Genomic DNA, 23,139 nt, shown 5'->3' on the forward strand with positions numbered 1-23,139 from the left:
GCCGCCATGGTCGCCGTCACGGCCGCCGGGGCGGCCTCCGCCGCGGTGGGCCCCCACCACGTCCCCGACGACGCGCGGCCCCCGGGCCGCCGCCCGGGCCGGGCGCGGCTGCGCGCCCTCGTGGACCGGATGAGCCTCGACGAGAAGGTCGGGCAGCTCTTCGTCTCACGGGCCTACGGGCATTCGGCGACCGACCCCGACCCGGCGGACGCCGAGCAGAACCTCGCGGCGTTCGGGGTGCGCACCGCCGCCGAGCTGGTCTCCCGCTACCACCTCGGCGGGATCGTCTACTTCGCCTGGGCCCACAACACCCGCGCCCCGCAGCAGATCGCCGCGCTCTCGGTCGGCCTGCAGCAGGCCGCCCTCACCACCGGTGCCCGGATCCCCCTGCTGCTCTCCACCGACCAGGAGCACGGCGCCGTCGCCCGCATCGGCAGGCCCGCGACCCTGTTCCCGGGCGCGATGGCGCTCGGCGCGGCCGGCTCCACCGCCCACGCCCTGCGGGCCGCGCGCATCGCGGGCTCCGAGCTGGCCGCCATGGGCATCCGGCAGGACTACGCGCCGGTGGCCGACGTGAACGTCAACCCGGCCAATCCGGTGATCGGCGTACGGTCCTTCGGCTCCGACCCGCACGCCGTGGCGGAGCTGGTCGCCGCCCAGGTCCGCGGCTACCAGGGGGCCGGGGTCGCCGCCACCGCCAAGCACTTCCCCGGCCACGGGGACACCGAGACCGACAGCCATGTCGGGCTGCCGGTGATGCGGCACACCCGGGCCGCCTGGGAGGAGCTGGACGAGCCGCCCTTCCGGGCCGCGGTGGAGGCGGGCGTGGACGCCATCATGACGGCGCACATCGTCTTCCCCGCGCTCGATCCCTCGGGGGATCCGGCGACCCTCTCCCGGCCGATCGTCACCGGTCTGCTGCGCGAACGCCTCGGCTTCGAGGGGGTGGTGGTCACCGACGCCCTGGACATGGCCGGGGTCCGCCAGAAGTACGGGAACGACCGTGTCCCGGTCCTGGCCCTGCTGGCGGGCTGCGACCAGCTGCTGAACCCGCCGGACCTGGGCCTCGCGCACCGCAGCGTGCGGGCGGCCGTCGAGTCGGGCGAGCTGACGCAGGCGCGCGTCGAGGAGTCGGTGCTGCGGATCCTGGAGCTGAAGGCCCGCCGGGGACTGCTCGACGAGGCGTACACCACGGGCCGGGAGGTGGACGCCGTCGTGGGCGTGCAGGAGCATCTCACCGCCGCCGACGCGATCGCGGCGGCCACGACGACCCTGCTGGCCGATCCCGGTGGGCTGGTGCCGTTCGATGCGACGGCCGGACCACGCCTGCTGGTCACCGGGGCGGACCCGGTCTCCCCCACGGGTACGACCGGACCCCCTATGGCCGTACTGGCCCGGGAGCTGACCGCCCTGGGCTGCCGGGCCACGGCGGTGCCGCCCGCCCGCGCCGTGGCCGCGGCGGCCGGTCACGCGGCGGTGCTGGTGTGCACGTACAACGTCCCGGAGGGCGAGAGTCCGCAGCGCACGCTGGTGACGGAGCTGATCGCGACCGGTGTGCCGGTGCTCTCGCTGGCGGTCCGCAACCCGTACGACCCGGCCCGGCTGCCGCAGTGCGCGGCGGAGCTGGCGACGTACTCGTGGACGGACGTGGAGATGCGGGCGGCGGCCCGGGTGCTCACCGGGGTGCTGCGGCCCGCCGGCCGCCTCCCCGTCCCGGTCCCGGGCCGCTACCCGCTGGGCCACGGGCTGACGCGCTGATCCCTCAGGCGCCGGCCCGCGGCCCACTGCCCGCCGTGCGTGCCGGTTACGGCCGCAGCTGCGGCTCGCGCTCCGGGTCGCGCTGGTCGAGCTGCGCGTCCGGCGCCGCCAGCGGCGCCGCCTTCCCCGCGTCGGCGAGCGCGGCGGCCGGGGCGACCCCGGCCCACTGCAGGATCCTCGAGGTGGCGAGGGCCTTCTCGCCGTCCATCAGCTTGGCGACGTTCGCCCCGTGGTTGGCGCCCGGCGCGATCATCACGTAGCTGTCGCGCACCCCGTAGCCGAGGCGGAACGGCTCGGCGCCCCACGGGTCGTTCTGCCCGTACACGAAGAGCATCTGGTGGGCGTTGTCGCGCACCCACTTGTCCACGTCCGCCATCACCCCCGGCTGGAAGGCCATGGGGATGTCGCGGGGCACGAAGTTGCGCGGCGGCTGGTAGCCGTAGCGGCTCAGGCCCTTCAGGTGCGACTGCTTGATGTCCGGGGAGCCGAGCTGCGTACCCGCCTGGTAGTAGTACGGCGTGTACGTCTCCAGTCCCTGGTCGGTGTAGGCGGAGAAGCCGGAGATCGTGTCGACCGTGTCCCAGATCTCCTGGTCGCTCGCGGTGGCCGCGGCCGGGATGGAGGCGCAGTCGGCGAGCAGGCTGTACTGCCAGAAGGCCCACACGTAGTCGAGGACGACGGCCTCGTAGGCCTTGTCGAGGTCGCCGACGGTGGTGAAGGTCCAGCCGTTCTCGGCGGCGGCGACCGCGTACTTGGCCTCCAGCGGCTCGCGGCGCACCAGCGCCTCGCGCTGGACGGCGTTGAGCTTGTCGCGGCACTCCTTGGTGCCGACCTTGGCGAAGAAGCGGTCGTAGGCCGAGTCCTCGTGGTTGACGACGTCGTTGGGCGCGACGTACGCGACGACACCGTCCATGTCGCGCGGGTAGAAGCGCTCGTAGTAGGTCGCCGTCATGCCGCCCTTGCTGGCGCCCGTGGCCAGCCAGTTCTTCTTGTAGATCTTCTTCAGGGCGGTGAAGATGCGGTGCTGGTCACTGGCGGCCTGCCAGATGTCCAGGTTGGACCAGTTGGCCGGGTCAGGCCGGGAGGGAGTGAAGAATCGATACTCCATGGACACCTGGTTGCCGTCGATGATGGTCGTCGGCTCGCTGCGGCGCGGGTTGGTGTTGACGTTGTAGCCGGAGGTGAAGAACACCGACGGCCGCGAGACGTCCTTGTGCAACAGGGTCAGGCGCTGCTTGAAGGTGCCCTTCCACGGCTGCCGGTGGTCCACCGGCTGCTCGTAGTTCAGTACGAAGAAGCGGTAGCCGGGGTACGGCTTCTCCTCGATCAGGCTCATCCCGGGAATGCCGAGGATCTGGTCCTTGATGTCCGTGGCGGCCGCGGGCTGCGCGGCTGTGGCCGCTTGAGCCATGGAGCCGGCCGCACCCATGGTGCCGATGAGCACCACGAGCGACAGCAGCCATCCGAGCGTCTTGCGCATTCACCCTCCCCTTGAGTTCACTTCGGTCGCCGTGAACCTAGCCGGGTCAACGCACCACTGACCAGACCCAGTTGGGCCTGTCCATCAGCACAGGATCCAGCCGGAATCCACAGATCCGGCCCCCACGCTCCCCTTTACATACACGCAGCGGTTGATCGCACCCACGGTGACCGGCCCGGCATATCGGGTGAATCGCCCGGCCTCCCGCACCGGGGCGCCCCCGCGCGGCTGAATGCTCACCGCCATCCGGCGCCGCTCGCCGGAGACCCGCGCCACCGTCATCGCGCAGGCCCGCTTGCGGCTCTTGTAGACCCGCACCTCGCCCGTCTCGAACGCCACCGTCCGGGCCAGCCGGCCACCGCAGCCCTCCGTCGCGGCCTGCGCCGCCGGCGGCGGCGTGCACAGCCCGCCCGCGCAGAGCCACAGCGCCACCGTGAACACCCCCAGGGACGCGCCCCGGCGGCCCCGCCTCCTCCACTCCTGCAACACCCTGCCCCCATCGGTCGTACGTACAGTGCACGCACGCACGTACGACGCCCGAACCCCCCGGATGGTTGCCGCGCGCAAGGGCCCGGCCCTCCGCCACCGGCCGCCCTCCCTCGTACGGGTGCATCCGCCACCCCCGGCGGGACAGCGGGAGTTCACGCCCGGAGGGGCGATTACGCTAGGTGATCCACCCCCCGCTCGCCGTGATCGCGGCGGTGGCGGCAGCCGTGAAAGGCCCTGAGATGACGAACGACCTGCTCGACCGCAAGCTGGCGCGCGCCTTCACGCACCTGGACGCCGACCGGAGCGGCGTGATCGACGCCGACGACATCATCGCGCTCGGCTCCCGGCTGCTGACGGCCCTCGCGGAGCCGGCCGACTCGCCCAAGGCGGAGCGGGTGATGGGCGGGCTGGCCGACTTCTGGCAGGACCTGTTCACCGAGCTGGACATCGACCGGGACGGCAAGGTCACGCCCGAGGAGTACAAGCAGGGCATGACCCGCCTGTACGCGCAGGGCGGGCCCGCCTACGACCGCTCGTTCCGCCCGATGATGAGCGCGATCCTGACGATCGTCGACACCGACGGCGACGGGCTCATCAGCCCGCAGGAGTTCCACCGGGCGCAGGAGGCCTTCGACACGCGGCTGAGCCCCGCCGACACCGAGGCGCTCTTCCACCGCATCGACGCGAACGGGGACGGCTCGCTGACGGTCGACGAACTGCTCGACGCGGTACGCGAGTACTACACCGGCACCGACGAGGACGCCCCGGGGAACCTGCTCTTCGGCGAGTTCTGATCCCGGGGCGTCCCCTGACGGGCGGTCCGCTCAGGCCGCGGCGCGCTCGTCCTCGCCGACGAAGGTGCGCCACAGCTCCGCGTACCGGCCGCCGCGCGCCAGCAGTTCGGTGTGGGTGCCGTCCTCCACCACCCGGCCGCGGTCCATGACCACGACCCGGTCGGCGCGCGCCGCGGTGGTCAGCCGGTGCGCGACCACCAGGGTGGTGCGCTTGCCCGCGAGCCGGTCCGTCGCCTGGTTGACCTGGGCCTCGGTGGCCAGGTCGAGGGCGGCGGTGGCCTCGTCGAGCAGCAGCACGTCCGGGTCGACGAGCTCGGCCCGGGCCAGTGCGATCAGCTGGCGCTGGCCCGCGGAGAGGTTGCGGCCGCGCTCGGCGACGGTGTGCAGGTAGCCGCCGTCGAGGGTGGCGATCATGTCGTGGGCGCCGACCGCGCGGGCGGCGGCCTCCACCTCGGCGTCGCTCGCACCGGGGATCCCGTAGGCGATGGCGTCACGGACCGTCCCCGGGAAGAGGTAGGCCTCCTGGGGGACGACGCCCAGCCGGTGGCGGTACGCCGTCAGGTCCAGCTCGCGCAGGTCGGCCCCGTCGGCGGTGACCCGGCCGGAGGTCGGATCGTAGAACCGGGCCACCATCTTGACCAGCGTGGACTTCCCGGCTCCGGTCTCGCCCACGAAGGCGACGGTCTGCCCGGCGGGTATCCGCAGGCTGATGCCGGCCAGGGCCTCGCCGTTCTCGCCCCGCTCCTCGGCCGTCCCGTACTGGAAGCGGACGTTCTCGAAGGCGATCTCCCCGCGCAGCGATTCCAGTGCGCGCGGCCGCTCGGGCAGCGGGGTGGTGGTGGGCTCGCGCAGCAGCCCCTGGATGCGGCCGAGAGCGACCGTGGCCTGCTGGTAGCCGTCGAAGACCTGGGAGAGCTGCTGGACGGGCGCGAAGAACAGGTCGATGTAGAGCAGGTACGCGACCAGCGCGCCGGTGGTGAGCGTCCCGGCCTCCACCCGGCCCGCCCCGACGATCAGCACGGCGGCCGCGGCGCCCGAGGACAGCAGCTGCACGAAGGGGAAGTAGACGGATATCAGCCACTGGCCGCGGACCCGGGCCTCGCGGTACGAGTGGCTGCGCTCGGCGAAGCGCTTGGCGCCCGAGCCCTCGCGGCGGAAGGCCTGGACGATGCGCAGGCCCGAGACGGACTCCTGGAGGTCGGCGTTGACCAGGCTGACCCGGTCGCGGGCGAGCTCGTAGGCGGCGACGGACCTGCGGCGGAACACGATCGTGCCGACGACCAGGACGGGCAGGGTCGCGAAGACGATCAGCGCGAGCTCGACGTCCAGGACGAGGAGCGCGATCAGGATGCCGAAGAAGGTGAAGACGGAGACCACGGCGGTGACGAGGCCGGTCTGCAGGAAGGAGCTCAGCGAGTCCACGTCGGTGGTCATCCGGGTCATGATCTTGCCGGTCAGCTCGCGCTCGTAGTAGTCGAGGCCGAGTCGCTGGAGCTGGGCGAAGATCTTGACGCGCAGGGCGTACAGCACGCGCTCGCCGGTACGGCCCGTCATACGGGTCTCGGCGAACTGCGCGGCCCACTGCGCGACGACGAGGGCGAGGGCGAGCCCGGCGGCCACCCAGACGGCGCCGAGCACGGCCTGTTCCACGCCCTGGTCGATGCCGTGCCGGATCAGGATCGGCAGCAGCAGTCCGGCCCCCGCATCCGCGGCGACGAGGCCGAGGCTGATGGCCAGCGGCGCCCAGAACCCGCGGAGCAGGTGGCGCAGTCCGTAGCTCTCCTCGGCGGCCGCGGCGCGGGTCTCGTCCACCTCGGGGAGGTCGTCGGCGGGCGGCAGCGCGGCCACCTGCGCGAGCAGTTCGGGGGTGGCGGGCATGCCGGAGACGGACCCGGCCATGGAATGCCCGGCTCCGGGCGCGCCACCCGCGGCGGGGGCGGCGCCGGGAACGGGGGCACCGGCAGCGGTGTCGGGCTCGTCCTGGCGGCGCCAGAGCTCGGGGGTGACCCCGCCGGCGACCCGGCGCTTGGCGTTGACGGGCTCCGAGTCGATCTCGGCCTCGAGCTCGATGCCGCGTTCGAGGTCCCGGTCGAGCTCGCGCTCGAACTCGGTCATCACCCGGGCGTCCGGGGTCCGCGGCGAGGCGGCGCCGAGCGCGTCCGGGTCGGTGAGCAGCCTGCGGTAGAGCGCGGAGCGGCTCTCCAGCTCCTCGTGCGTGCCGATGTCGGCGAGCCGCCCGCGGTCGAGTACGGCGATCCGGTCGGCCAGCGCGAGCGTGGAGCGGCGGTGGGCGATCAGCAGGGTGGTCCGGCCGGCCATGACGGAGCGCAGGGCCTCGTGGATCTCGTGCTCCACGCGGGCGTCGACGGCGGAGGTGGCGTCGTCGAGGAGCAGCAGCCGGGGGTCGGTCAGGATGGCGCGGGCGAGGGCGATGCGCTGGCGCTGGCCGCCGGAGAGGGTGAGCCCCTGCTCGCCGACCTTGGTGTCGTACCCGGCGGGCAGGGCCCGGATGAACCCCTCGGCCTGGGCGGCGCGGGCGGCGGCCTCGATCTGCTCCTCGGTGGCGCCGGGGTGCCCGTAGGCGATGTTGGCGCGGATGGTGTCGGAGAAGAGGAAGGAGTCCTCGGGGACCAGGCCTATCGCGCCGCGCAGGGAGTCGTACGTCAGCTCGCGGACGTCGTGGCCGCCGACGCGGACGGCGCCGCCGTCGGCGTCGTAGAACCGGGGCAGCAGGAGCGCGACGGTGGACTTGCCGCTGCCCGAGGACCCGACGACGGCGACGGTCTCGCCCTGCGCCACGGAGAGCGAGAAGCCGTCGAGGACGGGCCGCCCGGGGTCGTAGCCGAAGCGGACGTCGTCGAACTCGACGGTGGCGGGCGCGTCGGCGGGCAGCTCGTGGGTGCCCTCGTGGATCTCGGGCTCGGTGTCGATGAGCTCGAACACGCGCTCCACGCCGGCCCGGGCCTGCTGTCCGACGGTGAGGACCATGGCGAGCATGCGGACGGGTCCGACGAGCTGGGCGAGGTAGGTGGAGAAGGCGACGAAGGTGCCGAGGGTGACCTGGCCGTTGGTGGCCATCCAGCCGCCGAGGGCCAGCATGGCGACCTGGGCGAGCGCGGGGACGGCCTGCAGGGCGGGGGTGTAGCGCGAGTTGAGGCGGATGGTCCGCATCCGCCCGGCGAACAGCCGGCGGCCGGCTTCGCGCAGCTTGCCGGTCTCCTGCTCCTCCTGGCCGAAGCCCTTGACGACGCGGACGCCGGTCACGGCCCCGTCGACGACGGTCGCCACGGCGGCGGCCTGGCCCTGGGCCCACCAGGTGGCGGGGAAGAGCTTCTTGCGGCTGCGCTTGGCTATGAACCACAGGGCGGGGGCCATGAGCAGGGCGACGAGGGTCAGCAGCGGCGAGAGCCAGAGCATGATCCCGAGGGATATCCCGAAGAGCAGGAAGTTCCCGATCGTCATGGGCAGCATGAAGAGCAGGCCCTGGATCAGCTGGAGGTCGCTGGTGGCGCGGCCGACGACCTGACCGGTGTTCAGCTCGTCCTGCCGCCGCCCGTCGAGGCGGGCGATCGTGTCGTACATGTCGGTGCGCAGGTCGTGCTGCACGTCGAGGGCGAGCCGCCCGCCGTAGTACCTGCGTACGTAGGTCAGTACGTACACGAGCAGGGCCGCGGCTATGAGCATCCCGGCCCAGGGCGCCATGGGCTTGGTCCGGTCCCCGATGACGTCGTCGATGATCACCTTGGTGACCAGCGGCACGACCGCCATCACGGCCATACCGGCCAGCGAGGAGCCGAGCGCGAGCAGCACATTGGTCCTGTACCGCCAGGTGTAGGCCGCCAGCCGCTTGCCCCAGCCCTGTTTCTCCCCAGCCGCTGTCTCTGCCGCCGCCACGTGAGGCCTCCCCGTTCGTCCTGTCCTGCCGGAAGCGCCAACGCTCCGACCGGCGGATTTCATCCCGCCGCAACAATCGCACTCTCGTACGGCGGGGGCGCGCGGACCGCGTCCGACCGGGGCGGGGAGGCCGTGGGGAGGCCGTGGGGGGCGGCGCGGCAGCGAGGCGGACGCGGGGCCCGTCCCTGTCAAGTCACGACATCACGGATCTGGGCCGGGCAGGGCGTACTGCCGATGCTGGAAGTCGGCAGCCCTCCGACCACGGTGGCGCAGCGAAGGGATCCAGGACCATGTCCACTCACCACGAACACTCGACCGGCACCGGCACCGGCACCGGCACCGGCTTCATGCAGCGGACCGTCCGCACCGTCGTCCCCTACGTCACCGCGTTCCTCGTCGCGCTGCTCGCGGCGAAGATCGTCGGCCTGCTGACCGAGAACCCGTGGGCCCGGCTGGGCACGGCGCTGGGCGTGGCCGTGGTCAGCCTCCTCCTCCATACCTACGAGGAGAAGGAGGAGGGCCGCTCCGGCGGCTGACGCCGCGCTGACCCCTCAGAGGTGCGTCGGGGCGAACATCTTCAGGGTGGCCGGGAGGACCACCACCGAGGGGCCCGGGGTCCCGAGGGCCTTCGCGAGGTCCTCGCGGAGGGATTCCGGGGTGGTGGTGGAGGCCGGGACGCCGAAGGACTGCGCCAGCGCCACGAAGTCGGGGCCGGCGAGCTCGGTGCCGGTCCCGCAGCCGTACTCGCGCAGGATGCCGTAGCCGGCGTCGTCCACGATCAGCCAGGTGACGTCGAGGCCGTGCTGCTTCGCCGTGGCGAGGTCCGCGACGGAGTACATCGCGCCGCCGTCGCCGGACACCGCCAGCACCGGGGTGTCCGGTTCCGCGACGCACGCGCCGAGTGCCGCCGGGAAGGCGTAGCCGAGGCCGCCCGCGCCCTGGGCCGAGTGCATGGTGTTGGGGTGCTTCGGGTCGAAGGCGGACCAGGCCCAGTAGGACAGGATCGTCATGTCCCAGAAGGACGGGGAGCGGGGCGGGAGCGCGGCCCGGATCGAGCCGAGGAGTTCCTGTTCGAGGGCCACGTCCTGGGTGGCGAGGCGGGCCGCGATGTCCGCGAGGACCAGGCGCACGCGCTCCGGGGCGGAGGGGTCCTCGCGCTCGGACACCGTCTCCAGCAGGGCCTGGAGCGCCAGGCGGGCGTCCGCGTGGATGCCGAGGCCCGCGTGGTTGGACTCCAGCTTGCCGAGGTCCGCCTCGATCTGGACGACCCGGCCCGTCGGGAAGAACGTGTGGTAGTTCGACGAGAGCTCGCCGAGGCCCGAGCCGACCACGAGCAGGACGTCGGCGTCCTCCAGGAAGTCCGTCATGTGGCGGTCCTCCAGCCAGGACTGGAGGGACAGCGGATGGGTCCACGGGAAGGCGCCCTTGCCGCCGAAGGTGGTGACGACGGGCGCGTTCAGGCGCTCGGCGAGCTGCCTCAGCTTGCCCGCCGCGTCGGAGCGGACGACCCCGCCGCCCGCGATGATCACCGGGCGGGTGGCGTTCTCCAGCCAGTGGGCGGCGAGCGCCGTGAGCTCTGGCCTCGGCGCCAGCTCGTGCGGGGTCGCGTCCACGCCCGTGACCTGCGGGATGACGGTCTCGGCCCGCAGCACGTCCTCGGGGATCTCGACGAACACCGGGCCGTGCGGGGCGGTCAGGGCCGACTCCCAGGCCTCCGCGATCACGGAGGGGAGCTGGGAGGGGGTGCGGACCGTGTGGACGGACTTCACCACGTCCCGGAAGGAGGCCGACTGGTCCCGCAGCTCGTGCAGGTGCCCGCGCCGCCCGCCGCCCAGGCCCGCCACCGGAACCTGGGAGGAGATCGCGAGGACCGGGGCCGAGGCGGCGGCCGCCTCGGCCAGGGCGGGCAGCGCCATCAGCGCGCCCGGGCCGGTGGAGAGCAGCAGCGGCACCGCCTCGCCCGTGATCCGGCCGTACGCGTCGGCCGCGAAGCCCGCGTTGTTCTCCGTACGCAGCCCCACGAGGCGCAGGTCGGAGCGGCCGACCGCGTCGAAGAGGGCGAGCGCGTGCTGGCCGGGCAGGCCGAAGACGGTGTTCGCGCCGAGCGAGCGCAGCGTTTCCACGACCAGGTCCCCGCCCGTCCGGCCCGGCGGCGGCGCGAGCGCGGCCGCCCTCTGGGCGTCGGTGGGGCGGAGAACCAGGTCGTGGTCGTGCGTCACTTCGCTTACTTGCCCTTCGCCTGCGCGATCTGTCGCGACATGATCGTGGTCAGCTCGTACGCGGTGTGCGAGGCCGCGACCGAGGTGATCTCGGCGTGATCGTACGCCGGGGCGACCTCGACGACGTCGGCGGAAACGAGGTTGCAGGAGGACAGCCCGCGGATGATCTCCAGCAGCTCGCGGGAGGTCATGCCGCCCGCCTCCGGGGTGCCGGTGCCGGGCGCGTGCGCCGGGTCGAGCACGTCGATGTCGATGGAGATGTACAGCGGACGGTCGCCGATGCGCTGGCGCAGCTGGTCGGCGACCTCGTCGGCGCCGCGGCGGTAGACGTCGGCCGAGGTGACGATGCCGAAGCCCATCTTGGCGTCGTCGTCCAGGTCCTGCTTGCCGTACAGCGGGCCGCGGGTACCGACGTGGGAGAGCGCCTCGGTGTCGAGGATGCCCTCCTCGACGGCGCGGCGGAACGGGGTGCCGTGGGTGTACTCGGCGCCGAAGTAGGTGTCCCAGGTGTCCAGGTGCGCGTCGAAGTGGAGCAGCGCGACCGGGCCGTGCTTCTTCGCGACGGAGCGGAGCAGCGGCAGGGCGATGGTGTGGTCGCCGCCCAGGGTCATCAGGCGGGAGCCGGCGCCGAGCAGCTCGTCGGCGGCGGCCTCGACCGTCTCGACGGCCTCGTTGATGTTGAAGGGGTTCACGGCGATGTCACCGGCGTCGGCGACCTGGGCGAGCGCGAACGGGGAGGCGTCCTGGGCCGGGTTGTACGGGCGCAGCAGGCGCGAGGCCTCGCGGATGGCGTTGCCGCCGAAGCGGGCGCCGGGGCGGTAGGACACGCCGGAGTCGAAGGGCACGCCGACGACGGCGACGTCGGCGGAGCCGACCTCGTCGAGGCGGGGCAGACGGGCGAAGGTCGCCGGGCCCGCGTAGCGCGGGATACGGGAGGAGTCGACGGGGCCGCGCGGCTGCGTGCTCATGGCTGTGCCTCTTTTTCTCTGGCCTGACGTGTGCGGTACTTCGAGCGTAAGCGGGCCACCGGGGGGTGGGGAGTGTACGTTTCATCCATCCGGCAGAGTCGAAATGGATGGAGTATCCATGCCCAGCCCTCCCCGCGATCCGGAGTACGGCGACGGCCCGGTCGGGGAGCCGCTCACCCCGACCGTGCCCCTCGCCGCGCTGCTCGGCGACCGGGAGCTCGGCCTGCGCCACCTCGCCGGGCCGGCCGCCGCCGGGGTGCACGGGGTGCACGCCTCCGAGATGCCCGACCCCTCCCCGTACCTGCTCGGCGGCGAGCTGCTGCTGACCGCCGGGGCGGGTCCCGCCGACGACCCCGACGGGTACGTGGCCCGGCTGGCCGGGGCGGGGGCTGCCGCGCTCGGCTTCGGCGTGGCCCCGGTGCACGAGGAGGTCCCGGCCGCGCTGGCCGAGGCCTGCGCCCGGCACGGGCTGCCGCTGCTGGAGGTGCCGCCGCGGACCCCCTTCTCGGCGGTCGCCCGCGCGGTGGGTCGGCTGATGGCGGAGGCCCGGACCCGGGAGCTGCGCCGGGTCACCGAGGCCCAGCAGGCCCTGGCGGCGGCCGCGGCCCGACCCGACCCGGTCCCGGCGGTGCTGGCCCGGCTCGCGGCGAGCCTGGGCGGGTCGGTCGCCCTGTGGCCGGGCGGCCGGGCGGCGGGCCCGGAGCTGCCGGCTCCGGCATGGGAGGCCCTGTCCGCGCTGCTGACCCGCGTCGGCCGCGAGGGCGGACCCGCCACCGCCACCGATCGGGCGGGCGGACACCACCTGGCCGCCTACGCCCTGGCCGGGCGGGCCGCCCTGGGCACCGCGACCCCGGCCCGCGCACCCGGCGACCACACCGTGGCATCGGTGGCCGCCGTCCTGCTGACCCTGCTCACCGCCGAGCGGCCCGCCGGGGCCGAGGCGGCGGCCCTGACCCGGCTGCTCCTCGACGGGAATCCGGCCGCGGCCCTGGCGGCCGGACCCTGGTACGCCGTCCACGCCCGCGGGTCCGGGGACCCGCAGGCCCTCGCGGCCGCGCTGGGCACCGTACTGCTGGACCCGCACGAGGGCGGCGTACGGCTGCTCACGGACCGGGAGCCCGCCGCACAGCCCGGCTGGCGGCTCGGGGTGGGCGCACCGGCCGCGCCCGACGCGCTGGCCACGGCCGACGCCCAGGCCGCGCGGGCCCTGGAGCGCGCGGAGGCGGCCCGTACCCCGCTGGCCCGCCACACCGACCCCGGCTTCGCGGGCCTGGTCGGCGAGGCCGAGGCGCGCGCCCACGCCGAGGCCCTGCTGGGGCCGCTCCCCCCCGCCCTGCGGGAGACCCTGCACGGCTGGCTGGCCCACCACGGCAACTGGGACCGCACGGCCGCGGCCCTGGGCGTCCACCGCAACACCGTCCGCCAGCGCATCGGCCGCGCCGCCGAACTGCTGGACCGGGACCTGGACGACCCGGACGTACGGATGGAGCTGTGGTTCGCGCTGCGCGTCGCCGCCGGGTGAGGGCGGCGCCCGCCGGCGGCCCGCTCAGCCGGGGTGGTCGTCCGGCGGGCGGAAGGAGGCGAGCATCTCCAGGAAGCGGGCGGAGCCGGTGATCACCCCGGGCCGCCCGCTGCCGGGCGGGGCGGGCTCGACCCCGATCGACTCGATCCCGTCCTCCCCGATCCACAGCAGGCGCGAGCTCAGCCGGAACCCCTCCGGGGCGTCCTCCCACATCTGCCGTACGAGCGGGCCGTAGGCGATCACGCAGGTGTGCAGGTCCGGCCCCGCCACGGCCCACAGCATCAGGTGACCGTGGAAGGGGACCATCGCGAGGATGCCGAGCGGCGCCGGGCGGTCGATCAGATCGGCGGCCCGCAACAGGTGGGTGGAGGTCCATCCGCCGTCGGCCTCGACGTTCACCAGCGGGTTCTCGTCGTCGTTGTACCGGAGCGAGACCGGCGCGGCGTCCAGGTTGGCCATGGCGGCGGCCCAGACCTCGGAGCCGTCCACCTGCCAGGCGTCGAACTGCTCCGGCGGGACGGGTGCGGAGAGGGTGCCGCCCACCTGGATCACGACGACGGCCGCGAGCTCCTCGGTCAGGGCGACCGCCAGCGCGTGGCGCTCGGTCACCGTGTCGACGGTCACCAGCCTCGGCATGAGCAGGTTGCGGACCTCGGCGAAGCCCGCGCGCTCCAGTTCGCGGCGCCGCTCGGCGAGCCGCTGCTTCTGGTTCAGGAAGGAGACGGTGGCCGACCGCCAGTTCGTGTGCGGCAGCCCGCGGACCAGCTCGGCTATCTCCGCGAGGTCCAGCGGAGCTCCGGGCTCTCCCTCGGCGGCGAGCGAGAGGTGGCGGTGCTCCCCGAAGCGCATGGGCGGCCCGCTCCTGTTCCCGTCCAGGAAGACGTCGTTCAGGAGCTCCTCAAAGCGGTGCCAGTCGGCGGGGCTGAACCACGCGCACCAGTCCGGTACGCCCGCGCCGGCCTTTTTCGCTCTCCGGAAAAGTGGCATGCCGGGCAGGTTAGGGGAGGGCGAACCGGTACGTGAGACCACGAACAAGGCATTCTCGAGCGCATTCCGGCCACATTTCGGCCACCACGGCCCGGACGGGCCCCTCCGCCGGGATCGCCCCGGGGGTCGCCGCCGGAGGGCCGGGGGTGAGCCACCCCACCCTTTCTTCGGCCCCTCCGCTCTGGACAGCCAGTTTGACTGGCCGGTAACTTATCCTGAGCAAGCGCTTAGGCATGGCGGCGGACCGCCGCGACCGAAGGGAGCCGGCTGTGCGCCGTACCGTTTTCAACGAGGACCACGAGGCATTCCGCGAGACCATCCGCGCCTTCATCGAGGCCGAGGTCGTCCCGGTCTACGACGAGTGGTTCGCAGCCGGTCAGGCGCCGCGCGACTTCTACTACAAGCTCGGCGAGCTGGGCGTCTTTGGGATCAACGTGCCCGAGGAGTTCGGCGGCGCGGGCCTGGACACCCACAAGTTCGAGGCCGTCCTCTACGAAGAGACCTCGCGCGCGGGCGTCAACTTCGGCGGCTCCGGCGTGCACGTGCTGCTCGCCCTCCCCTACATCAAGATGCTGGCCGACATCGAGCAGAAGAAGCGCTTCCTGCCGAAGTTCGTCTCCGGCGAGGAGATGTGGGCGCTGGCGATGACCGAGCCGGGCACCGGCTCCGACGTCGCGGGCATGAAGACCACCGCCAAGCTCTCCGAGGACGGCACCCACTACGTCCTCAACGGCTCCAAGACCTTCATCACCGGTGGCGTCCACGCCGACCGCGTGATCGTCTGCGCCCGCACCTCCGCCCCGAGCGAGGACGACCGCCGCTTCGGCATCTCCCTCTTCGCCGTGGACACCAAGTCCGAGGGCTACTCCATCGGCCGCAAGCTCGACAAGCTGGGCCTGAAGACCTCCGACACCGCCGAGCTGGCGTTCGTCGACGTGAAGGTCCCGGTCGAGGACCTGCTCGGCGAGGAGGGCAAGGGCTTCTACTACCTCGGCCACAACCTGGCCTCCGAGCGCTGGGGCATCGCCTTCGGCGCGTACGCCCAGGCCGCCGCGGCCGTCCGGTTCGCCCAGCAGTACGTCACGGAGCGCACCGTCTTCGGCAAGCCCGTCGCGCACTTCCAGAACACCAAGTTCGAGCTGGCCGCCTGCCAGGCCGAGGTGGACGCCGCGCAGGCCGTCGCCGACCGCGCCCTGGAGGCCCTGGACGCCGGCGAGCTGACGCCCGCCGAGGCCGCCTCCGCGAAGCTGTTCTGCACCGAGGTCGCGCACCGCGTGATCGACCGCTGCCTCCAGCTGCACGGCGGCTACGGCTACATGAACGAGTACCCGATCGCCCGCCTGTACGCCGACAACCGCGTGAACCGCATCTACGGCGGCACCAGCGAGATCATGAAGTCCATCATCGCCAAGTCCATGGGCCTGTAAGGAATCCGGGCACCTACCCTTCCCCCATGAACCAGGCACTGACGACGCTCCTCGATCTGCTCGACCTCGAGCAGATCGAGGAGAACATCTTCCGCGGTACCAGCCGGCCTTCGCTGGTACCGCGCGTCTTCGGCGGCCAGGTCGCGGCCCAGGCCCTGGTCGCGGCCGGCCGGACCGTCCCCGCGGACCGCATCGCGCACTCGCTGCACTCCTACTTCCTGCGCACCGGGGACACCTCCGCACCCATCGTCTACTCGGTGGACCGGATCCGCGACGGGCGCTCCTTCACCACGCGCCGGGTCGTCGCCGTCCAGCACGGCCAGCCGATCTTCCACCTCTCCGCCTCCTTCCAGACGTACGAGGACGGCCTCGACCACCAGGTCGCCATGCCGTCCGCCCCGGACCCGGAGTCCCTGCCCACCGCGGCCGAGTCGCTGCCCGCGTACCGCGAGATCTTCCGCGACCCCGGCACCGTGGAGCGGCTGATCGAGACGCGGGAGGCGGTGGACCTGCGCTACGCGACGACCCCGCCCTGGGGCAGCATCGGCGAGCCGGTGGAGCCGCGCTCGCAGGTGTGGTTCCGTACGGCCGGCAAGCTGGACAGCGCCGATCCGCTGCTGCACACCTGCCTCGCCACCTACGTCTCCGACATGACCCTGCTGGACTCGGTGCTGCTCGCGCACGGGCGGGGCGGCTGGGCGGTGGGCGACGTGGTCGGCGCCTCGCTGGACCACGCGATGTGGTTCCACCGGCCCTTCCGGGCGGACGAGTGGCTGCTGTACGACCAGGAGTCGCCCTCGGCGGCCGCGGGCCGGGGCCTCGGCCAGGCCCGCATCTGGACGCAGGACGGCCGGCTGGCCGTGACGGTCATCCAGGAGGGCGTCGTACGCGTCCCGCGTGCGTGACCCGCGCCCGCCCGTCTCAGTCCCACCAGAATCCCCAGTGGTTGCTGCCGGTGACGGCCTCGTCGGCGTAGGCGCGGATGCTGCCGGAGCCCTGCCAGATGTTGTCGGGCGCGAAGGCGTAGTGCTCCGCCGCGACGGGGAGCGCGCGGGCGACCGTACGCGGCGGGGCCGCCACGGACACGTGGAGCTCGTCGAAGCCGAGGGCCACGACGCGGGCGCCGAAGCGGTCCTCCCAGGAGCGCAGGACCGCGCTGATGCGGGCGGTGTCGTTCTCGTGGTTGGTCGGGCCGCACCAGCCCATCGCGGCCGGTACGTCGGCCCCGCGGCCCGCGGGGACCAGCGCGAGCCGCGGGCTCGGCAGGTGGCCGCTCGCGATCAGCCCGTCCGCGAGCCCACAGGCGACGGCGTCCGGATCCGGCCCGTCCTCCGACCGGGCGAGCCCGGGCCAGTCGCGGCCGAAGGGAGCGATGAGCTCCTCCCCCTCCGCCCCCTCCTCGGGGTCGGGCACGACCGCGCTCCAGAACTCGCGCAGCACGGGCTCGACGTGGTGGTCGTCGGGGTCGGACATCCGCTCCGGCGAGAACTCCCGCTCCTGCCACCACCGTTCCAGCCCGCGCCGCCCCTGGAGCAGCACGGCCTGCAGCCCGGCGGCCGCGAGCGCGGGACTCCGGTGAGCGGCGAGCGCCCCGACCCCCACGGCCTCGTCGGACACCCACAGCAGCGGCGCGGACTCCCGCCACCACCCCCGCCGACCGGGCCTGTCGATGAGCACACCGCGCGGCAACTCCAGCCCGAGGGACCGCCCTTGGGGATCCTCGGCCAGGACGGACAGCGGGCTGCGCACCTTCGGAGACTTCGACATGCGGCGACCGTAACCACCACCACTGACAACCGCCGCCGCAGGCTACGGTGGCAGGCATGAGAAGGGGCGCTCAGTGAGTGACCGACCGCGACGGTCCGTCTGGTGGTTCACAGCGGCGGCAGGCCTCATCGTGGCCTTGCCGGTCGCATTCCTGGCAGACCTCGGCGAGAACCGTGAGGCCTCGCCGGCGGTCGGCGACGTGGAGGGGGTCTGGCAGGGCTCGGACGGTGGCCGGCTGACGGTTCGGGCCGATGGTTCGGCGGACCTGGAGCGGGTCACACGGCCCGGGCCGGACTGCGGGCGGTCCACCGACGCGGCGGGCCGTTCGTACACCGGGCCGGCGACGTGGGTCTTCGACACCTATCCCGACGAGAGGCCGGGGATCAGGTTCGACTACCAGGGACCCGCCACCGCCAAGCCGTGCAAGGCCTACCTGGTGGTCTTCTCGCTGAAGGACGGCACGAAGGGGTTCCTCCCCCAGGACCCGCCCGGCGTGCACTACGTACGGTCGGCCGGGCCGCTGGGCTGACCGACGCGGGGCGGGCAGGGCGCCGTCCCTTGCGGGTGGACCGGGGAAGCCCCGGCCCGGGATACCGGCCGGGGCTCTTTCGTGTCCGCCGCGCTATGCGTCCCGCAGGCCCGCCGCGTCCAGGAGGTACGCCACCATCGGGTCGTAGAAGCGGGGGTCGCGGACGTGGTCGTCCAGGGGGACCGTCACCTGGACCGCGCCTTCCGCCTCGCCGATGAACAGGGCCGGGTCGTTGCAGTCCGCGTAGCCCACCGCGTCCAGGCCCCGCTGGGCCGCGCAGCCCGCCCAGCCGTGGTCGGCGACGACCAGGTCCGGCAGCGGGCGGTTCTCGGCCGCCAGGCCGTCCAGGATCGCGGCCATCGGCTCCGGCGAGTGGGTGTGCCACAGCGTCGCGCCCCGCTCCAGGACCGCGACGTCGGCGAACTGCCACACCGAGCCCTCGTCCGCCACCAGCCCCTGCGGGATGACGACGATCTCGCAGCCCGCCGCCCGCAGGGCCGCCGCCGTGGCGCGGTGGACGTCCAGCAGGCCGCCCGGGTGGCCGGTGGCGAAGAGCACGCTCTGCCGGTCCAGCGCCGCCTTGCGCAGCCGCGCCGCCAGGCGGTCCAGGCCGGCCACGGTCAGTTCGGGGTCGATGGTGTCCTGGCCGAAGCGGAACTCGGGGTCGTCCACGACGCCGCACCGCTCCGCCATCACCGCGAGCACGTCCTGCTCGTCCGTCCAGCGGTCGCCCAGTTCCAGCCCGAGCCAGTAGTGCCGATCGCCGTTGGCGAGCTTGCGGTAGTGGCTCAGGTTGTTGTCGCGCGGCGTGGCGACCTGCCCCGCGATCCGGGTGCGGACCAGGTGGTCGATGAGTTCGGCGCGGGTGGGTACGGGCGTCTCTATCGGCTTCGGCATACGGGCCATTCTGCCGCCGCCGGGGCGGAGCCGGCGCGTCCATTCCGGTCGGCGGACGCCCCGGGTCACGCCGACAGCGCCCCGAACGCGCCGTGGGCGAGGCGCCGCAGCAGCGATTCCACCGCCTCGCGCCCCAGCGCCGCCAGGTGCGGGGTGGAGTTGAGCAGGCCGAAGACCGCGTGCACGGCGACCCGCACCTCCGCCTCGCCGACCTCCGGGTGCAGTTCCCGTACGACCTCCACCCACAGCTCCACGTACTGGCGCTGCAGCTGCCGCACGAGCTTGCGGTCGGCCTCCCGGAGCCGGTCGAGCTCCCGGTCGTGCAGGGTGATCAGCGCGCGGTCGTCGAGCGCGAAGTCGATGTGGCCGTCGATGAGGGAGGACAGCACCCGGGCCGGGTCGCCCGCCGCCTCCGCCACGCGGTGCCGGCCGCCGGTCAGCAGCCGCTCGCTGATGCCGACGAGCAGTTCGGCGAGCATGGCGTCCTTGCCCGCGAAGTGCCGGTACAGGCCGGGACCGCTGATGCCCACGGCGGCCCCTATCTCGTCGACGCCCACGCCGTGGAATCCACGCGCGGCGAAGAGACGAGCGGCCTCACTGAGGATCTGCTCGCGACGGGTGGGTGCGGCCGCTCTGGTGCTCATGGGAAACCATTCTAGACAGGGCCGTTAGCGGTCGTTAACCTGAGCTCACAAGCGTTAACGCTCATTAACCGCGTGGAACGAGCAAGGGAGCTCGACCGATGCAGCAGGCACCAGTGCTGACGAGCGCCGCGGACCCGGCGTCCGAGGCCTGGCGGACCAACGAGGCCGCCCACCGCGAGCTGACCGAGGGCCTGCGCGCCCGGCTCGACGCGGCCCGGCTCGGCGGCGGCGAGAAGGCCCGCGCCCGCCACACCGCCCGCGGGAAGCTCCTCCCGCGCGACCGCGTGGACACCCTCCTCGACCCCGGATCGCCCTTCCTGGAGCTGGCCCCGCTGGCCGCCGAGGGCATGTACGGGGGCGCCGCCCCCGCCGCCGGGGTCATCGCGGGCATCGGCCGGGTCAGCGGCCGCGAGTGCGTGATCGTCGCGAACGACGCCACCGTCAAGGGCGGCACGTACTACCCGATGACCGTCAAGAAGCACCTGCGCGCCCAGGAGGTGGCCCTGGAGAACCGTCTCCCCTGCCTCTACCTGGTCGACTCCGGCGGTGCCTTCCTCCCCATGCAGGACGAGGTCTTCCCCGACCGGGAGCACTTCGGCCGCATCTTCTACAACCAGGCCCGCATGTCGGGGGCCGGCATCCCGCAGATCGCCGCCGTCCTCGGCTCCTGCACGGCCGGCGGCGCGTACGTACCGGCGATGAGTGACGAGGCCGTCATCGTCCGCAACCAGGGCACGATCTTCCTCGGCGGCCCGCCGCTGGTGAAGGCCGCCACCGGCGAGGTGGTCACGGCCGAGGAGCTCGGCGGCGGCGAGGTCCACTCCCGGATCTCGGGCGTGACCGACCACCTCGCGGAGGACGACGCGCACGCGCTGCGGATCGTACGGAACATCGTGGCGACCCTGCCCGAGCGCGGGGCCCTGCCCTGGTCGGTCGAGGCGCCGGAAGAGCCCAAGGTGGACCCGTACGGGCTGTACGGTGCGGTCCCCGTCAACTCGCGCACCCCGTACGACGCCCGCGAGATCATCGCCCGGATCGTGGACGGCTCCCGCTTCCAGGAGTTCAAGTCCGAGTTCGGCCAGACGCTGGTCACCGGCTTCGCCCGGATCCACGGACACCCGGTCGGGATCATCGCCAACAACGGCATCCTGTTCGCCGAGTCCGCACAGAAGGGCGCGCACTTCATCGAGCTGTGCGACCAGCGCGGCATCCCGCTCCTCTTCCTCCAGAACATCTCCGGCTTCATGGTCGGCAAGGACTACGAGGCCGGCGGCATCGCCAAGCACGGCGCCAAGATGGTGACGGCCGTGGCCTGCACCCGGGTGCCGAAGCTGACCGTGGTGGTCGGCGGCTCGTACGGCGCCGGCAACTACTCGATGTGCGGCCGGGCGTACTCGCCCCGCTTCCTGTGGATGTGGCCCAACGCCAAGATCTCCGTGATGGGCGGGGAGCAGGCGGCCTCGGTGCTCGCCACGGTCAAGCGCGACCAGATCGAGGGCGCCGGCCAGGAATGGCCCGCCGAGGACGAGGAGGCCTTCAAGGCCCCGGTCCGCGCGCAGTACGAGGAGCAGGGCAACGCCTACTACGCCACCGCGCGGCTGTGGGACGACGGGGTCATCGACCCGATGGAAACCCGGCAGGTGCTGGGACTGGCCCTGACCGCGTGCGCGAACGCCCCGCTGGGCGACTCGGGCTTCGGCATCTTCCGTATGTGACGTGAGGACCTCACTGATGTTCAGCACTGTTCTGGTGGCGAACCGGGGCGAGATCGCGGTCCGGGTCATCCGCACCCTGCGGCAGCTCGGCATCCGCTCCGTGGCCGTCTTCAGCGACGCCGACGCGGACGCCCGCCATGTCCGGGAGGCCGACACGGCCGTCCGGATCGGCCCGGCCGCGGCGGCCGAGAGCTACCTGTCGGTGGAGCGGCTGCTGGATGCCGCCCGCCGCACCGGCGCCGAGGCCGTCCACCCCGGCTACGGCTTCCTGGCCGAGAACGCCGCCTTCGCGCAGGCCTGCGCCGACGCGGGGCTCGCCTTCATCGGGCCGCCGGCGAGCGCCATCAACCTGATGGGCGACAAGATCCGTGCCAAGGAGACCGTGAAGGCGGCGGGCGTACCCGTCGTACCGGGCTCCTCGGGCAGCGGCCTGACCGACGCCGAACTGGTCGCCGCCGCGGCGGAGATCGGTATGCCGGTGCTGCTCAAGCCCTCGGCGGGCGGCGGCGGCAAGGGCATGCGGCTGGTGCGCGACGAGGCGGTGCTGGCCGAGGAGATCGCGGCGGCCCGCCGCGAGGCGCGGTCCTCCTTCGGCGACGACACCCTGCTGGTCGAGCGGTGGGTGGACCGGCCGCGGCACATCGAGATCCAGGTGCTGGCGGACGCCCACGGGAACGTGGTGCACCTGGGCGAGCGCGAGTGCTCGCTGCAGCGCCGGCACCAGAAGGTGATCGAGGAGGCCCCGTCGGTCCTGCTCGACGAGAAGACCCGGGCGGCGATGGGCGCGGCGGCCGTGGACGCGGCCCGCTCCTGCGGGTACGTCGGCGCGGGCACGGTGGAGTTCATCGTGCCGGGCGGCGACCCGTCCTCGTACTACTTCATGGAGATGAACACCCGCCTCCAGGTCGAGCACCCGGTGACGGAGCTGATCACCGGGCTGGACCTGGTGGAGCAGCAGATCCGGGTGGCGGCCGGCGCCCGGCTGGGCTTCGACCAGTCCGAGGTGACGCTGACCGGGCACGCCATCGAGGCCCGCGTCTGCGCGGAGGACCCGGCGCGCGGGTTCCTGCCGTCCGGCGGCACGGTGCTGGCCCTGTCCGAGCCGGACGGCGGTGCGGTCCGTACGGACTCCGGGCTGACGGCGGGCGTGCCGGTGGGCTCCACGTACGACCCGATGCTGTCGAAGGTCATCGTCCACGGGCCGGACCGCCCGACGGCGCTGCGCATGCTGCGGGCGGCGCTGGCCGACACGGTGATCCTGGGCGTGCAGACGAACGCCGGCTTCCTGCGGAGGCTGCTGGCCCACCCGGACGTGGTGTCGGGCGACCTGGACACCGGCCTGGTCGAGCGGGACCTCCCGTCCCTCCTGCCGGAGGGGGTCCCGGACGAGGTGTACACGGCCGCGGCGCTGCTGGCGCAGCCCTCGGCGAAGCCGCAGCAGGAGCGATGGGTCGACCCCTTCGACGCCGCCAGCGGCTGGCGCCTGGGCGGCACCCCCGCCTGGACGGTCCACCACTTCCGCCTGCCCGGTCAGGAACCCGTACGGGTCGAGACGCGGCTCAGCGATTCAGCCTCGCCGGCGTTTGAGGCGCGGGGTCCGGGGCAGGGCCCCGGCGCACCGGTGCGGGCCCGGATCGTGGCCCGCACCACCGACGCCGTCACCGTCGAACTCGACGGCGTCACGCACCGCTTCAGCCACGCCGCCTCCCCGGAGGGGACCTGGCTCGGCCGCGACGCCGACTCCTGGCACGTCCAGACGTACGACCCCGTCGTGGCCAACCTCAGCGGGGCCGGACACGGCGGCGCCGACACCCTCGCCGCCCCCATGCCCGGCACCGTCACCGTCGTCAAGGTGGCCGTCGGCGACAAGGTCGCGGCCGGGCAGAGCCTGCTCGTCGTCGAGGCCATGAAGATGGAGCACGTCATCTCGGCCCCGCACGCCGGCACCGTCACCGAGCTCGACGTGACCCCCGGCAGCACGGTCGCCATGGACCAGATCCTGGCCGTCGTCACCCCCGACGAGGACGAGGAGGGGGCCGCGTGAACAGG

18 protein-coding genes are annotated in these 23,139 nt (G+C 73.3%); 9 read left to right on the forward strand and 9 right to left on the reverse strand.

Features of this window, described 5'->3' with window-relative positions; translation table 11 throughout:
* Positions 1-6: 6 nt before the first annotated feature.
* Entirely contained in the window at positions 7-1,758 is a 1,752-nt protein-coding gene (locus JYK04_RS16755; protein ID WP_189737524.1) for a glycoside hydrolase family 3 protein, read from the forward strand.
* A gap of 46 nt (positions 1,759-1,804) precedes the next feature.
* Here JYK04_RS16755 and JYK04_RS16760 read toward each other — a convergent pair whose 3' ends face one another.
* Together JYK04_RS16760 and JYK04_RS16765 are read right to left on the reverse strand one after the other, a co-directional pair.
* Entirely contained in the window at positions 1,805-3,238 is a 1,434-nt protein-coding gene (locus JYK04_RS16760; RefSeq protein WP_189737153.1) for an alpha/beta hydrolase family protein, read from the reverse strand.
* 84 nt (positions 3,239-3,322) lie between these two features.
* Positions 3,323-3,727, reverse strand: a complete 405-nt coding sequence (locus JYK04_RS16765; protein ID WP_229875248.1) for a hypothetical protein — start codon at positions 3,725-3,727, stop codon at positions 3,323-3,325.
* A 239-nt stretch (positions 3,728-3,966) separates the two neighbouring features.
* On the opposite strand from JYK04_RS16765, the gene JYK04_RS16770 reads away from it, so the two are divergent.
* A complete protein-coding gene (locus JYK04_RS16770) occupies positions 3,967-4,521 on the forward strand; it encodes an EF-hand domain-containing protein (RefSeq protein ID WP_189737155.1) in 555 nt (184 codons plus the stop codon).
* A 30-nt stretch (positions 4,522-4,551) separates the two neighbouring features.
* On the opposite strand, the gene JYK04_RS16775 is transcribed toward JYK04_RS16770, so the two are convergent.
* Complete coding sequence (locus JYK04_RS16775; RefSeq protein WP_189737157.1) at positions 4,552-8,415, reverse strand: ABC transporter ATP-binding protein; 3,864 nt, start codon at positions 8,413-8,415, stop codon at positions 4,552-4,554.
* A 290-nt stretch (positions 8,416-8,705) separates the two neighbouring features.
* Here JYK04_RS16775 and JYK04_RS16780 point away from each other — a divergent pair, with 290 nt between their 5' ends.
* Complete coding sequence (locus JYK04_RS16780; RefSeq protein WP_189737159.1) at positions 8,706-8,951, forward strand: hypothetical protein; 246 nt, start codon at positions 8,706-8,708, stop codon at positions 8,949-8,951.
* Positions 8,952-8,966: 15 nt separating this feature from the next.
* Here JYK04_RS16780 and JYK04_RS16785 read toward each other — a convergent pair whose 3' ends face one another.
* Complete coding sequence (locus JYK04_RS16785; RefSeq protein ID WP_189737161.1) at positions 8,967-10,634, reverse strand: thiamine pyrophosphate-binding protein; 1,668 nt, start codon at positions 10,632-10,634, stop codon at positions 8,967-8,969.
* Between the two features lie 5 nt (positions 10,635-10,639).
* Positions 10,640-11,602, reverse strand: a complete 963-nt coding sequence (gene speB, locus JYK04_RS16790; RefSeq protein WP_030013156.1) for an agmatinase — start codon at positions 11,600-11,602, stop codon at positions 10,640-10,642.
* Positions 11,603-11,720: 118 nt separating this feature from the next.
* Between speB and JYK04_RS16795 the strand changes: the two genes are divergently transcribed.
* Positions 11,721-13,124, forward strand: a complete 1,404-nt coding sequence (locus JYK04_RS16795) for a PucR family transcriptional regulator (protein WP_189737162.1) — start codon at positions 11,721-11,723, stop codon at positions 13,122-13,124.
* A 24-nt stretch (positions 13,125-13,148) separates the two neighbouring features.
* On the opposite strand, the gene JYK04_RS16800 is transcribed toward JYK04_RS16795, so the two are convergent.
* Complete coding sequence (locus JYK04_RS16800; RefSeq protein WP_189737165.1) at positions 13,149-14,111, reverse strand: hypothetical protein; 963 nt, start codon at positions 14,109-14,111, stop codon at positions 13,149-13,151.
* Positions 14,112-14,380: 269 nt separating this feature from the next.
* On the opposite strand from JYK04_RS16800, the gene JYK04_RS16805 reads away from it, so the two are divergent.
* A complete protein-coding gene (locus JYK04_RS16805) occupies positions 14,381-15,538 on the forward strand; it encodes an acyl-CoA dehydrogenase family protein (RefSeq protein ID WP_189737167.1) in 1,158 nt (385 codons plus the stop codon).
* Between the two features lie 26 nt (positions 15,539-15,564).
* Positions 15,565-16,443, forward strand: a complete 879-nt coding sequence (gene tesB / locus JYK04_RS16810) for an acyl-CoA thioesterase II (RefSeq protein WP_189737169.1) — start codon at positions 15,565-15,567, stop codon at positions 16,441-16,443.
* A 16-nt stretch (positions 16,444-16,459) separates the two neighbouring features.
* Here tesB and JYK04_RS16815 read toward each other — a convergent pair whose 3' ends face one another.
* Positions 16,460-17,305, reverse strand: a complete 846-nt coding sequence (locus tag JYK04_RS16815) for a DUF4253 domain-containing protein (RefSeq protein ID WP_189737171.1) — start codon at positions 17,303-17,305, stop codon at positions 16,460-16,462.
* A gap of 136 nt (positions 17,306-17,441) precedes the next feature.
* Here JYK04_RS16815 and JYK04_RS16820 point away from each other — a divergent pair, with 136 nt between their 5' ends.
* Positions 17,442-17,834, forward strand: a complete 393-nt coding sequence (locus tag JYK04_RS16820; RefSeq protein ID WP_189737174.1) for a hypothetical protein — start codon at positions 17,442-17,444, stop codon at positions 17,832-17,834.
* A gap of 93 nt (positions 17,835-17,927) precedes the next feature.
* Here JYK04_RS16820 and JYK04_RS16825 read toward each other — a convergent pair whose 3' ends face one another.
* Together JYK04_RS16825 and JYK04_RS16830 are read right to left on the reverse strand one after the other, a co-directional pair.
* Positions 17,928-18,740, reverse strand: coding sequence for a phosphatase (locus JYK04_RS16825; RefSeq protein ID WP_189737176.1), 813 nt, complete (start codon positions 18,738-18,740; stop codon positions 17,928-17,930).
* A gap of 56 nt (positions 18,741-18,796) precedes the next feature.
* Positions 18,797-19,375, reverse strand: a complete 579-nt coding sequence (locus JYK04_RS16830) for an SACE_7040 family transcriptional regulator (protein ID WP_189737178.1) — start codon at positions 19,373-19,375, stop codon at positions 18,797-18,799.
* 98 nt (positions 19,376-19,473) lie between these two features.
* Here JYK04_RS16830 and JYK04_RS16835 point away from each other — a divergent pair, with 98 nt between their 5' ends.
* Both JYK04_RS16835 and JYK04_RS16840 read left to right on the forward strand, forming a co-directional pair.
* A complete protein-coding gene (locus tag JYK04_RS16835) occupies positions 19,474-21,090 on the forward strand; it encodes a carboxyl transferase domain-containing protein (RefSeq protein WP_189737180.1) in 1,617 nt (538 codons plus the stop codon).
* A 16-nt stretch (positions 21,091-21,106) separates the two neighbouring features.
* Positions 21,107-23,134, forward strand: coding sequence for an acetyl-CoA carboxylase biotin carboxylase subunit (locus JYK04_RS16840; RefSeq protein WP_189737182.1), 2,028 nt, complete (start codon positions 21,107-21,109; stop codon positions 23,132-23,134).
* The last annotated feature ends 5 nt before the right edge of the window (positions 23,135-23,139 follow it).

Source organism: Streptomyces nojiriensis, from assembly GCF_017639205.1.
GTDB lineage: Bacteria > Actinomycetota > Actinomycetes > Streptomycetales > Streptomycetaceae > Streptomyces > Streptomyces nojiriensis.